We start from the raw sequence: 12,614 nt of genomic DNA on the forward strand, positions 1-12,614 counted from the left end.
CACCCGCATCCTGGCCTCCCGACCGGGAAGTCCTCCCTCGTGCCGCCCTGCTGTCAGGCAGCATCCCGCGGACCATGCCACCGGCCGTGCGAGCGGCCCGGCCTCCTGCCCCACGCCGCTGAGGACCATCAAGCGGTCTGCGCCGCCCGGCTTGCCCGTACAGCGCCGGGCGGGCTGTTTCGCCAGCGCCGCAATGCGCTCAGGATCGACCACTCCCGCCCCTGCCTGTCCCCACAGCCCCTTGCGGGCTGGCACCCGTACGAGTCACCGCGTCAGTGCCCCATTCCCGCGCCGCCGTCCACCGGCAGGACAGCCCCGGTCACATAACTGCCTTCGCTGATCAGGAACCGCACGGCGCTCGCGATCTCCTCGGGCTGGGCGACTCGGCCGAGCGGAATCTGACCCAGCAGGGCCTTCATGCGCTCCTCGGGCAGTGCGGCGGTCATGTCGGTGGCGGTCAGGCCCGGAGAGACAACATTGGCGGTGATGCCGCGCGAGCCGTACTCGCGGGCCACCGAGCGGGCGAACCCGATCAGTCCGGCCTTGGCTGCGGCGTAGTTGGTCTGACCTGCTTCACCGTGCAGAGCCGTTGCGGAGGAGATGAACACCATGCGCCCCCGCTTGGCGCGGAGCATGCCCGGCAGGGCGCGCTTGGCGACGCGGTACGCCGCGGTGAGATTCGCCTCCACCACGCTGGTGAAGTCCTCCTCCGGCATGCGCGCCAGCAGCCCATCGCGGGTGATGCCTGCGTTCGACACCAGGACGTCGACCGGGCCGAGTTCGGTCTCGACCTCCTTGAAGGCCCGCTCGACCTGCTCGGGGTCGGTCACGTCGCACTGGACGGCGAGGAAGCCGCTGCCTGCGTGGGTCTCGCCCGGCCGGTAGGAACCCTTGGGCGGCTCGCTTGAGCGGTACGTCACGGCGACGTCGTAACCGAACTCCGCCAGGGCCTCGGCTATGGCGTAGCCGATGCCTCGATTTCCGCCGGTGATGAAGACGCTCATGCTGGGACACCTCTCGGATCGACGATGATGCGATGCCGCCCCATGCGCGTCCCCCCGGTAGGGGCGCGGTCGGTGAGGCGGCGGGCCGGCGGGAGGATGTGGCCCGTTACCGGCAGGTTCACATTGCCTGGTTTCGCGGCCGTTCGTTCGGTCCTTCTGGTGCCGGTAGCGGCACAACCGGTACTGCGAGTACGGATTTACCCCACAGCTCCCATGTGATTTGCCCGAAATGATCCGTGTATGTGTTGCACTGCCTGACAGGACCCTCAAGTCGGACAAAGGTCTAAAGTGAGTTAGGCTCTCCTGATCCTTTTCCTGGCCTTTACTTCAGGGGAGTAGTACGCCTACATGCCGAAAGACCCGCCGCCGATCACCCGCATGCTTAAAGCCTGGCGCGAAGCCCGAGACCCCGCGGCGGTGCCCGGCTTCACCGCCCGGTACGGCACACGCCGACGAAAGGGCCTGACGCAGGCAGAAGTTGCCCAGCTCGCTGGGGTGACAGAGGGCTGGTACGGGAAGCTGGAGAGGGGAACGGCTGGTCATGTAGGCGAGGAGCTTCTGGACCGGGTCGTGCGCATCCTCGACCTGGACGAGGCCCAGCGCGCCCACCTCTACTTCGAAGCCAACGGCTGCAGTCCGGTACTACGCCCCCGTCCGGGCGCCAGCGTGATCGACCCTTTCTTGTCCGCGATCATCCACCGTCTGCCCTGGCCCGCCTACAGCTTCGACAGCCGCTGGGACCTACGCGTCTTCAACGAGGCAGCAGCCCGCGACTTCCCATGGATGCTCCACGGCATCAACGTCATGATCTGGGCCCTGACCTACCCCGAAGCGCGGCTGCAGCTCATCGACTGGGAAGAGACCTGGGCCAAACCCATGGCCTCCCAACTGCGCCTCGCACACAAAGCCAACCGCGGCGATGCCCGCCTCACCGAGGTCTACAACTCCATCAAGGAACGTGACGAGGTCGCCCGCAGGATCCTCGAGCACGACGTCACCGCCGTCACGCACCCCGACGGCGACCGCCGCCGCCTGTACCTGCCGCACCAGCACGAGGAAGCCGAGGTCGAGTTCGTGACCTTGCCCCGGATGCGCGACAGCACCCGGCTCATGGTCGTCATGCCCGCCGACATCGCTCAGCAGGCCAAGGACGCCATGCCGTCCACCATCGCCAGCACGCTGGACGGCGCCACTGCAGCCCCGGCCTCCTCGTAGGCGGCCGAGACCTGGGTGAACAACCGCTCCGGGTGCGCCCACCAACCGGCGTGGCCCGCCATGACTCGGCGGGCCGCGTCGGCAAGCGGCACCCCGGCCTGCGCATAGCCTGAAGCGGCATCCTGGACCCGGCACAGATGGTCACGGATGACCGTGACACCGGCTCGGTCCAGCAGCGGCCCATGACCCGGCACAAACACCGGCGCCCCGGTGTCGAGCAACAGCTGACAGGCCCGAATGCAGCCGCTCAACGACCCCGACCACACCACCATGTGGCTGTCGGCGAACAGAGCATCCCCGGCGAAGACCACACCCTCGTCGGGTACATGCACCGCCACGTCACCCACGCTGTGACCGGCGCCCAGGTCCACCAACTCCACCAGCACGGAACCGACCTTGATCTCCTCGCGGCCGCTGAAGGTCCGCGTGGGTTCCACCACGCTTATGCCGGCGAAGTCAAAGTGCCCGAAGTGGCGGGCGATGTAGCCCGTGACCGGATCTGCCACGCGCGACCGGGACAGGGCGGCCAGCTGCTCCGGCCCCATCTCATGGCACAAGCCCTCGGCACTCGCCAGGGATGTGATGATCTCGGCTTCCGGCAGCAGCTGATTGCCCCACGTGTGATCACCATTGCCGTGGGTGGCTACGACCGTCCTGATCACTCCGCCTGGGACTGCCGCGTCCACCGCATCCAGGAGCAGACGGGTGGCCGCGAGCGTGAACTGTGTGTCCACCAACAGCACTTCGCCCCGAGAAGCGATGACGCCGCTGTTGCTGTACCCCCAGTCCGTACGGTCGTGCATCCACGCCCAACTGGAGGCAGACAACAGGCGCAAGGCAGGGGAGGTCACTGCAGGTCTTCCTTATGCGGCAGGGCACAGCACGCGAGCCCGGGCAGCGGACACGCGCAGTCAAATGCGTACTGGTCAGGAGGCAGCCTGACGCCACTGGATCCGGATCCTTTCGTGGGGGTCATTACTGCCTTCCGGCTGCGGCATGACCCACACCTTGTCGACCTCCAGCAGGACCAACGCCCGCTTACGAGCATGAGGCGCGGTATTCCACCACGCCACCAGATCCTTCACGTCACCAAGGGGAGGCAGGTCGGTGATCTGCTCCAGATAGCGAAGGCGGGCCCGCGCTGTCCGCAGGTCCTCCTTGTTGGCCTTCTGCGCCGCAATGAACGCGGCCTCGACCATCAGGCCCCGTCCGTATAGATCACCGATACTCGCGAACCGCTCCTCGGCCCCGTCGATGTGCTTACGCAGCCGGGCGATCTCCGCCTCAACATCCCTGAGCAGAGCCTCCAGTTGCTCCACAGCCCCGGGCTTGAGCAACTCGGCGAGCACCTGCTCCCCCACAGTGTCCTCAAGCCGGTCAGCGTTCATCCGCACCCGGCCACATGATTTCTGATCGTCGGTGGGCGGCGGGCAACGGTACGACGGGGGTGCATCAGCGGTCACCCGCGCACCCGTCATCGCGAACTCGCAGTTGTCGCACGTCGCGCAGCCCCGTGTCAGGAGGTAGTCGTGAGCCTCGCGCGGCTGGCTGCGCTCCTGGTGCTGCTCGTCGAACAGGGCTTGCAGACGCCAGTACTCCTCGGGCTCCAAAACTCGCTCGTCCCAGCCCTCGATCGGCTGCCCCGCCTCATCAAGGCCGGCGATCTTCGGGTTCTTGAACAGACGGATCAGCACCTCGCGACGCCACTGGTTGCCACGGGCCGTGGTGTAGCCCCGTTCGTTCAGCCAGCGGACGACCGCGTTGTGCGGCTGCCTGTCGAGCAGGCGAGAGGCCGCCTTCCGCAAGAAGGCGGCCTCGGGGCGGTTCAAGACCCCGTCGCTCGCATACCCGCTCATCCGTCCCACACTGACTCCATCCAGATCGGACGCCGATCGCCTGCCCATTAGCGATCCACTAGCTCCGTCATAGGTCAATGTATATCGACGTCGTGACGTCACAAGCCAACGAGGAGGCTGCGGCAGCCGCATCCATACGGGATCTTTGCAGGTCCAGGCGCCACGACCTGACGACTGCAGTGACGTAAACCACTGCAACCGGCCAGGCGAAAACCGCATCTCACCACCTACGGCTGAGCCCAAGAGAGGCAAAACTCCACATCAGACCGGGCCATGTAGGCCGGTGCGTATCTATCAAGGCGACACACCCAGGGCGTCCCACAGCGAAGCCGTCGCCACCTTCTGAGTCCGCCCCAGCGGAATCAGCTTCGCCGGGAACTCATCCGCCTTGATCAAGTCGTACGCCTTGTCCGCCCCAATCCCGAACGCACGCGCAGCCGTCGCCACACTCACTGCCGCCGGCAGCGACAACAGCTCCTTCACGGACATCCCGCTACGCGCATCAGCATGGCCGACCTGCGACGCCACAGATGAGGACAAAGGTGGTCACATCCTTCTTCCCCGCGCCACCTGACCGGAAGCATACGGTGCCCAACGAAGCATCTCGTTCGCTACAGCAAGATCAGGACACGTAAGGAAAGACCCAGCACATACAGGGGGATTCTCCGCGTGTTCGACGGAAGTATCTACAAACGATGCAAGTGCACCGAGCCCAGGATCGACAGCGACGGCCAGCCGATCCTCGACGCCAAAGGGCGCCCCAAGTCACGCGAACTCGGCTCCAGATGCCCGCAGTTGAAAAAACGCGACCACGGCTCCTGGTACTACTACCTCAACCTCCCCGACGGACCCGGAGGCGAACGACGCCGACCCCGCAAGGGCGGCTTCCCCACCGCCACGAAGGCCAAGGAAGCGGCACTAAAGCTCTGGGACGAAGCCGCCGACGGCATCGACGTCGACTCCAAAGAGACCGTCGCCGCCTACCTCAACCGCTGGCTCGACAGGCGCGTTGACCTCAAACGCGGCACCCGCGAGGAGTACCGCGACACCATCGACCGCATCCTCATACCCGGGCTTGGCCACCTCACCATGCGCGAACTCCGAGCGCGCCACATCCAGGAGATGTTCAAACAGATCTGGGCCTTCAACGAGGTCAAGCAAGCCAACCGAATCGCAGCCCAGCAGGCCAAAAGCGTATGCGACGACGCCTACCGAGCATGGAAACAAGCCCTCGCACCCCGCCCGCCCCACCTCCGCGAACGCTGGAACACAGCCAGAGCCGCCCTCAAAGAAGCCCGCGCCAAACCCCGCCGGAACACCGGCCCTGGCACACAGAGAAAGTTCAAGAACACCCTCGCCGCAGCCCTCGGCGACGCCGTCACGGAAAAGCTCATCACCGAGAACTGGGCGAACCACGTCACCCTCCCCACGTATGAACGCCCCGACGCCCTCGTCTGGACAGACGAACGCGTCGCCCACTGGAAACTCACCGGCGAAAAACCCAGCCCCGTCATGGTCTGGACCCCCGACCAGACCGGCGAATTCCTCGACGCCGCAGTCGACCACCCCATGTACGTCATGTGGCACCTCATGGTGTTCCGCGCCCCACGCCGCGGCGAAGCAACAGCCCTGCCCTGGAGCGAAGTCGACATGACCCGCGGCGTCGCCAGAATCGTCGAGCAACTGTCCACCAACTCCGCCTACGAAGTATGGGAAGACACCCCCAAGAGCCGCGCAGGCAAACGCAGCCTCACCCTCGACCACGCAACCTTCGCCCTCCTCAAAGCCTGGCGCGACGTACAGAAAGCCCAACGAGCCGAGTGGGAACAAAAGCACCGCGACAACCCCACCAAGTACGGCCCCTACATCAACTCCGGCAAGGTCTTCACCCAAGCCGACGGAACCCCCTGGCACCCCAGCAACGTCTCCCAAAACTTCGAGCGATTCATCAAACGCCTCGACCTGCCCCCGATCCGACTCCACGACCTACGACACTGCGCCGCATCCCTCAGCCTCGCCGCCGGCCTGTCCATGAAGGCCATCCAGGCCCTACTCGGCCACAGTAGCTACCAGCTCACCGCCGACACCTACACCTCACTCCTGCCGCAGTTCGAGCAGGCAGCGGCTAACGCACCCGTCGACCTCGTACCGCGCCGCAACGCTGTGGAGCAGCACACCCCGGAGGAGCCCACCGCCGCGGCCACAGCGATGGATGAGGAACCTGCCGCTGCCCCAGGAATTGAGGAGACGACGTCCGAAGTCATCACCCCTGATCAGAGCAGCGAGCAGGAGCACCATCTTCACCTTGTCTTGCCTTCGATCCCCCTGGATGAGGCCTCGGACGCCGCCTGACGAGCTGTCCCCCGCTTGTCCCCCGAGCTACGAAAGTGCCCCCTCGGAGAGCACTCCGAGGGGGCACTTCTATGCTTCGTTGCAGGTCAGAGACGTGCGCAAGGGCCGCAGATGCCCACGTTTTGTCCTGACAATCGAACTTCCGGACTTCCCGTCAACTTCGCGCGAGGATACGCTCGGCCCGTGTCCAAGCCAGCCCCCGACCCCAGCCCGCCCCTCGACCACCTCCAGCTCGGCGTCGACCGCAGCAGTCCCGTCCCGCTCTACTTCCAGCTGGCGCAGCAGCTGGAGGCCGCCATCGAGAACGGCAAGCTCGCCCCCGGCAGCCTGCTCGGCAACGAGATCGAGCTCGCCGGGCGCCTCGGCCTGTCCCGCCCGACCGTCCGCCAGGCCATCCAGTCCCTGGTCGACAAGGGCCTGTTGGTGCGGCGCCGCGGCGTCGGTACCCAGGTCGTGCACAGCCAGGTCAAGCGGCCCCTCGAGCTCAGCAGCCTGTACGACGACCTGGAAGCGGCGGGCCAGCGCCCCACGACCCGGGTCCTGAGCAACGCCGTCGTGCCCGCCTCGGCCGAGGTCGCCGCCGCGCTCGGTGTCGCCGAGGGCGCCGAGGTGCACCGGATCGAGCGGCTCCGGATGGCTCACGACGAGCCCATGGCGTACCTCTGCAACTATCTGCCGCTGGGCCCGTTCACCCCCAACGGCGCCGCCCTGGAGGCCACCGGCCTGTACCGGCTGCTCCGCAACGCCGGGATCACCCTGCACAGCGCCCGCCAGGCCATCGGCGCCCGGGCCGCCACGGCCGAGGAGGCCGAGCGCCTCGCCGAGCCCGAGGGTGCGCCGCTGCTCACCATGGCGCGCACCACCTTCGACGCCACGGGCCGCGCGGTGGAGTACGGCGCCCACGTCTACCGGGCCTCGCGCTACTCCTTCGAGTTCCAACTCCTCGTACGTCCGTGAGTCTGACGACAGGACCTGGCAGCGCCGCCGGGCGGCCGCCCCTGCCCCGTATCGAAGTCAGAATGTTCTGACAAACGCATTGACGCCGTCGAGCGGGCGCCGCTAGAACTCCCTCCAGCCGCACCGGGCGGCCGGGGAGAAGAGGTGACGCCATGCCTGAAGCCCACAGAGCCATGCCTGAAGCCCACAGAGCGACCGGTGCCGAACGGGGCCCGATGACCCCGCCGACCACCTCGGAAAACGCGGTGACCGATACTTGGGCGGCGCAACGCAAACAGCAAGAAGGGCACGGCTTCGTGGCAAGGGTTCGAACCTGGGCAATCATCGCGCTGGCGGCGGCGCTCGGCGTCGGCTCCCTGGCGGGATGCAGCAGCACCGGCGGCAAGCGCGCCGAGGACGCCCGCAAGGCGGCGCAGGCCCAGGGCAAGGCCGCGGTCAACACCCCGCGCTGGACGATCGGCATGGTCACGCACTCGGGCGACGGCGACACCTTCTGGGACATCGTCCAGAGCGGCGCCAAGCAGGCCGCCGTCAAGGACAACATCAACTTCCTGTACGCGCACAGCGACGAGGGCAAGGAGCAGGCCGAGCTCGTCGACTCGTACATCGACAAGAAGGTGGACGGCCTGATCGTCACGCTCGCCAAGCCCGGCGCCATGAAGGCCGCGGTGAAGCGGGCCGAGAAGGCCGGGATCCCGGTGATCACCGTGAACTCCGGGAGCAAGGAGTCCAAGGAGTTCGGCGCCCTCACCCACATCGGCCAGGACGAGACCATCGCAGGTGAGGCGGTCGGCGAGGAGCTCAACGAGCGCGGCCGCAAGAAGGCCCTCTGCGTCCTGCACGAGCAGGGCAACGTCGGTCACGAGCAGCGCTGCGACGGCGCCAAGAAGACCTTCAAGGGCGAGATGGTCAATCTGTACGTCGACGGCACCAACATGCCCGACGTACAGGCGAACATCGAGGCCAAGCTGCAGGCGGACCAGGACATCGACACGGTCGTCACGCTCGGCGCCCCGTTCGCCGACACCGCGGCGCAGGCCAAGCAGGACGCCGGAAGTGACGCCGAGATCGACACCTTCGACCTGAACGCCAAGGTCGCGGCCGGTCTCAAGGACGGCACCCTCGGCTTCGCCGTCGACCAGCAGCCCTACCTGCAGGGCTACCAGGCCGTGGACCTGCTCTGGCTGTACCGCTACAACGCGGATGTGCTCGGCGGCGGCCGACCCGTCCTGACCGGGCCGCAGATCATCACCAAGAAGGACGCCGCGGAACTCGAGGGGTACGCGAAGCGGGGGACCCGATGACCACCACGGCCAAGGCCCCCGCACCGACCCCGGACAAGACCGCCGACGAACGCCTCCTCGGCACCTCGCTGCTTCGCCGCCTGCTCGGCCGCCCCGAGCTGGGCGCCGTCGTCGGCGCCATCGCGGTCTTCGTCTTCTTCTCCTTCGCCGCCGACGGCTTCCTGCGCGCCACCAGCCTGTCGACCGTCCTGTACGCCGCGTCGACCATCGGCATCATGGCCGTGCCGGTGGCGCTGTTGATGATCGGCGGCGAGTTCGACCTGTCGGCCGGTGTCCTGGTGACCAGCTCCGCGCTGATCTCCTCGATGTTCAGCTACCAGATGACCGCGAACGTCTGGGTGGGCGTCGGGGTGTCGCTCCTGGTCACGCTCGCCATCGGCGTCTTCAACGGCTTCATGCTGACCCGGACCAAGCTGCCTAGCTTCATCATCACGCTCGGCACCTTCCTGATGCTGACCGGCATGAACCTCGGCTTCACCAAGCTGATCAGCGGCACCGTCTCCACCAAGACGATCTCCGACATGGAGGGCTTCGACTCCGCGAAGCAGCTCTTCGCCTCGCAGTTCACCATCGGCGACGTCGCCTTCAAGGTGACGATTCTGTGGTGGGCCGCCCTCGTCGCGGTCGCCACCTGGATCCTGCTGCGCACCCGCGCCGGTAACTGGATCTTCGCGGTCGGCGGCAACAAGGACGCGGCCCGGGCCGTCGGCGTCCCCGTGGTGAAGACCAAAATCGGGCTCTATATGGGCGTGGCTTTCGCCGCCTGGATCTCCGGCCAGCACCTGTTGTTCTCCTTCAACGAGGTGCAGTCCGGCGAGGGCGTCGGCCAAGAGCTGATCTTCATCATCGCGGCCGTCATCGGCGGCTGTCTGATCACCGGCGGCTACGGCTCCGCGATCGGCTCCGCCTTCGGCGCCTTCATCTTCGGCATGGCCAGCAAGGGCATCGTGTACGCCGAGTGGGACGCCGACTGGTACAAGTTCTTCCTCGGAGCCATGCTCCTTCTCGCGACCCTCCTGAACCACTGGGTCCGCAAGCGCGCGGAGGCGAACAAGTGAAGACCCCGGACGCCGCACCCAAGGACGCCGTACCGCCCCACGAGGACGGCACTCCTCTTGTAGAGCTGGATTCCGTCAGCAAGTGCTACGGCAACGTCCGCGCCCTGGAAGGCGTCTCCCTCCAGGTGCACGCCGGAGAGGTCACCTGCGTCCTGGGCGACAACGGCGCGGGCAAATCGACCCTCATCAAGATCATCGCCGGTCTGCACCAGCACGACGCCGGAACCTTCCGCATCGACGGCGAGGACACCCGCCTCGACAAGCCCCGCGAGGCCCTGGACCGCGGCATCGCCACCGTCTACCAGGACCTCGCCGTCGTCCCCCTGATGCCGGTCTGGCGGAACTTCTTCCTCGGCTCGGAGCCCACGAGGGGCACCGGCCCCTTCAAGCGCATGGACGTCGACGTGATGCGCCGCACCACGCGCGCCGAGCTGCTCCGCATGGGCATCGACCTGCGCGACGTGGACCAGCCCATCGGCACCCTCTCCGGCGGCGAGCGGCAGTGCGTGGCCATCGCCCGCGCCGTGTACTTCGGCGCGAAGGTCCTCGTCCTCGACGAGCCGACGGCCGCGCTCGGCGTCAAACAGTCCGGTGTCGTACTGAAGTACGTCGCGGCGGCCCGGGACGCGGGCCTCGGCGTGGTCCTGATCACGCACAACCCGCACCACGCCTACCTGGTGGGCGACCGCTTCGTGCTCCTCAAGCGCGGCACGATGGCCGGCAGCCACCTGCGCGCCGACATCGGCCTCGACGAACTGACCCGCCAGATGGCAGGCGGCTCGGAGCTCGAGGAACTCAGCCATGAGCTGGAGCGTTCCTAGATCGGTACCGCAGTACCGCTGTGGGCAGCTGTTCCGCAGGGCGAGTGGGGTCTCCCCTGCTCGAACGAAGTTGAGAGCTTGGGGAAGGGTGGGCACAGCCCACGGTGCCGGGCACCGCTGCGTACGGCGGCACGCGCGCGTGCCAAGGGGGACCTGGCGCGGGGGACGCCGCAATGCATCCGCAGGAACACGTGAGGCACAATCGGCCCGATGAGCACCTACCGCGACCTGGCGCACCGCGGCTCCGCAAGGGCCACCGTGCTGCGCACCGTCGGCACCCGCGAACGCCGTTCGCACCTCACCGCCCCCCGCGTCCCCACCGTCGGCATCGACATCGGCGGCACCAAGGTCATGGCGGGCGTCGTCGACGCGGACGGGAACATCCTGGAGAAGGTCCGCACCGAGACCCCGGACAAGTCCAAGAGCCCCAAGGTCGTCGAGGACACCATCTGCGAGCTGGTGCTCGACCTCTCCGACCGGCACGACGTGCACGCCGTCGGCATCGGCGCCGCCGGCTGGGTCGACGCCGACCGCAACCGCGTGCTGTTCGCCCCGCACCTGTCCTGGCGGAACGAACCGCTCCGGGATGCCCTCCAGGGCCGCCTCGCGGTCCCGGTGATGGTCGACAACGACGCCAACACCGCGGCCTGGGCCGAGTGGCGATTCGGCGCGGGCGTCGGCGAGGACCACCTCGTCATGATCACCCTGGGCACCGGCATCGGCGGCGCCATCCTCGAGGACGGCCAGGTCAAGCGGGGCAAATACGGTGTCGCGGGCGAGTTCGGCCATATGCAGGTCGTGCCCGGCGGGCACCGCTGCCCGTGCGGCAACCGCGGCTGCTGGGAGCAGTACAGCTCCGGCAACGCCCTCGTCCGCGAGGCCCGCGAGCTCGCCGCCGCGGACTCCCCGGTCGCGCACACCATCAACGAACGGGTCCAGGGCCACATCTCCGACATCACCGGCCCGCTCATCACCCAGCTGGCCCGCGAGGGCGACGCCATGTGCGTCGAGCTCCTCCAGGACATCGGGCAGTGGCTCGGCGTCGGCATCGCCAACCTCGCCGCCGCACTCGACCCGTCCTGCTTCGTCATCGGCGGCGGCGTGAGCGCGGCCGACGACCTCCTCATCGGGCCCGCCCGGGACGCCTTCCGGCGCCACCTCACCGGCCGCGGCTACCGCCCCGAGGCCCGCATCGCCAAGGCCCAGCTGGGCCCCGAGGCGGGCATGGTCGGCGCCGCCGACCTCGCCCGGCTCGTCGCCCGCCGGTTCCGCCGCGCCAACCGCCGTCGCCTGGAGCGCTACGAGCGATACGAGCGCTACGCCCAGGCCATCCGCGGCTCCCACGCCGCCCGCACCACCGATCAGGGAAACCACGAATGACGCCGTCCGTGCCCCACCAGTCCCCACTGCCGGGCGAGCCCTCCAAGAAACCCGAAAACCGTCGGCACATGATCCGCCGCCGCTGGTTCACGGCGATCATCATCGTGCTGCTCATCGGCATCCCCGCCGGTTACCTCGTGATCTCCGCGAACCAGAGCCGGGACAGCGGCCGCGACAAGGAGAAGAAGTACTCCGCCACCGGCCTCACCGAGGGCTGGCCCTCGAGGCTCCAGAGCCGCCTCTACAAGGTCCTGATCCCGAAGAGCTCGGACCACGTCGCGTACTACGAGACCAACAACTGGCGCACCAGCCGGCTCTATGTCCAGTTCCGCACCAGCAACGAGGGGCTCGAGCGGTTCCTGAAGAGGGCCGGAACCGACGTCGACAAGCTGGAGGACGGCGAGATCACCGTGAGCAAGCGGGACCGGAAGATCGTCGGCTGGGAGTTCACCCGCGAGGGCCCCTGGTCGGCGCTCACCCACAAGCACAAGGACCCGCTGCCCACCCTGGACATCACCGTCAACCGCTCCGACCCGAAGCACCCGATGGTCTACGTGGTCTCGGCGACGACGCCCTGAAACCGGGGCCGCACCCCGGCGAGCGCCGCCCGCCGGTCGATTGTCAGTGGTGCTCCGTACAGTCGTAGACGTCCGAGGATCCAGGGACG

12 protein-coding genes are annotated in these 12,614 nt (G+C 67.6%); 8 read left to right on the forward strand and 4 right to left on the reverse strand.

What is annotated here, in order from left to right; all coding sequences use genetic code 11:
* Positions 1–272: 272 nt before the first annotated feature.
* Complete coding sequence (locus tag ACWD10_RS05070; RefSeq protein ID WP_451087092.1) at positions 273–1,004, reverse strand: beta-ketoacyl-ACP reductase; 732 nt, start codon at positions 1,002–1,004, stop codon at positions 273–275.
* 378 nt (positions 1,005–1,382) lie between these two features.
* Between ACWD10_RS05070 and ACWD10_RS05075 the strand changes: the two genes are divergently transcribed.
* The gene (locus tag ACWD10_RS05075) at positions 1,383–2,219 is read left to right on the forward strand and encodes an MmyB family transcriptional regulator (protein ID WP_451087225.1); all 837 of its coding nucleotides are present in this window, start codon (positions 1,383–1,385) and stop codon (positions 2,217–2,219) included.
* On the opposite strand, the gene ACWD10_RS05080 is transcribed toward ACWD10_RS05075, so the two are convergent.
* The 3 genes from ACWD10_RS05080 to ACWD10_RS05090 all read right to left on the reverse strand — a co-directional run bounded on the left by ACWD10_RS05080 (position 2,141) and on the right by ACWD10_RS05090 (position 4,558).
* Positions 2,141–3,070, reverse strand: coding sequence for an MBL fold metallo-hydrolase (locus ACWD10_RS05080; RefSeq protein ID WP_451087094.1), 930 nt, complete (start codon positions 3,068–3,070; stop codon positions 2,141–2,143). The two genes, ACWD10_RS05075 and ACWD10_RS05080, sit on opposite strands and share 79 nt — an antisense overlap.
* A 75-nt stretch (positions 3,071–3,145) precedes the next feature.
* Positions 3,146–4,075: a recombinase family protein gene (locus tag ACWD10_RS05085; protein WP_451087227.1), complete on the reverse strand. Its 930-nt coding sequence runs from the start codon at positions 4,073–4,075 to the stop codon at positions 3,146–3,148.
* A gap of 294 nt (positions 4,076–4,369) precedes the next feature.
* The gene (locus ACWD10_RS05090) at positions 4,370–4,558 is read right to left on the reverse strand and encodes a DNA-binding protein (protein ID WP_451087096.1); all 189 of its coding nucleotides are present in this window, start codon (positions 4,556–4,558) and stop codon (positions 4,370–4,372) included.
* A gap of 186 nt (positions 4,559–4,744) precedes the next feature.
* Here ACWD10_RS05090 and ACWD10_RS05095 point away from each other — a divergent pair, with 186 nt between their 5' ends.
* The 7 genes from ACWD10_RS05095 to ACWD10_RS05125 all read left to right on the forward strand — a co-directional run bounded on the left by ACWD10_RS05095 (position 4,745) and on the right by ACWD10_RS05125 (position 12,525).
* Positions 4,745–6,427 (forward strand): tyrosine-type recombinase/integrase, encoded by a 1,683-nt coding sequence (locus tag ACWD10_RS05095; RefSeq protein ID WP_451087098.1) that lies wholly within the window; start codon positions 4,745–4,747, stop codon positions 6,425–6,427.
* A gap of 183 nt (positions 6,428–6,610) precedes the next feature.
* The gene (locus ACWD10_RS05100) at positions 6,611–7,384 is read left to right on the forward strand and encodes a GntR family transcriptional regulator (RefSeq protein WP_451087100.1); all 774 of its coding nucleotides are present in this window, start codon (positions 6,611–6,613) and stop codon (positions 7,382–7,384) included.
* A 296-nt stretch (positions 7,385–7,680) separates the two neighbouring features.
* Positions 7,681–8,688 carry a sugar ABC transporter substrate-binding protein gene (locus ACWD10_RS05105; RefSeq protein WP_451087102.1) on the forward strand — a complete coding sequence of 336 codons (1,008 nt, stop codon included), beginning with the start codon at positions 7,681–7,683 and terminating at the stop codon, positions 8,686–8,688.
* Positions 8,685–9,746: an ABC transporter permease gene (locus ACWD10_RS05110; protein WP_451087104.1), complete on the forward strand. Its 1,062-nt coding sequence runs from the start codon at positions 8,685–8,687 to the stop codon at positions 9,744–9,746. Before ACWD10_RS05105 ends, ACWD10_RS05110 begins: the two co-directional genes overlap by 4 nt.
* Positions 9,743–10,567: an ATP-binding cassette domain-containing protein gene (locus ACWD10_RS05115; protein WP_451087106.1), complete on the forward strand. Its 825-nt coding sequence runs from the start codon at positions 9,743–9,745 to the stop codon at positions 10,565–10,567. The genes ACWD10_RS05110 and ACWD10_RS05115 overlap by 4 nt, the downstream gene beginning before the upstream one ends.
* A gap of 210 nt (positions 10,568–10,777) precedes the next feature.
* Positions 10,778–11,947, forward strand: coding sequence for an ROK family glucokinase (locus tag ACWD10_RS05120; protein ID WP_451087108.1), 1,170 nt, complete (start codon positions 10,778–10,780; stop codon positions 11,945–11,947).
* Positions 11,944–12,525, forward strand: a complete 582-nt coding sequence (locus ACWD10_RS05125; protein ID WP_451087110.1) for a sugar kinase — start codon at positions 11,944–11,946, stop codon at positions 12,523–12,525. The genes ACWD10_RS05120 and ACWD10_RS05125 overlap by 4 nt, the downstream gene beginning before the upstream one ends.
* Positions 12,526–12,614 lie beyond the last annotated feature (89 nt).

It is taken from the genome of Streptomyces sp. NPDC002851 (genome assembly GCF_053591935.1).

Coding starts and splice junctions, on each gene's coding strand:
- ACWD10_RS05070 (WP_451087092.1), bottom strand. CDS start 1,004: ATGAGCGTCTTCATCACCGGCGGAAATCGAGGCATCGGCTACGCCATA.
- ACWD10_RS05075 (WP_451087225.1), top strand. CDS start 1,383: ATGCTTAAAGCCTGGCGCGAAGCCCGAGACCCCGCGGCGGTGCCCGGC.
- ACWD10_RS05085 (WP_451087227.1), bottom strand. CDS start 4,075: ATGAGCGGGTATGCGAGCGACGGGGTCTTGAACCGCCCCGAGGCCGCC.
- ACWD10_RS05110 (WP_451087104.1), top strand. CDS start 8,685: ATGACCACCACGGCCAAGGCCCCCGCACCGACCCCGGACAAGACCGCC.
- ACWD10_RS05120 (WP_451087108.1), top strand. CDS start 10,778: ATGAGCACCTACCGCGACCTGGCGCACCGCGGCTCCGCAAGGGCCACC.
- ACWD10_RS05125 (WP_451087110.1), top strand. CDS start 11,944: ATGACGCCGTCCGTGCCCCACCAGTCCCCACTGCCGGGCGAGCCCTCC.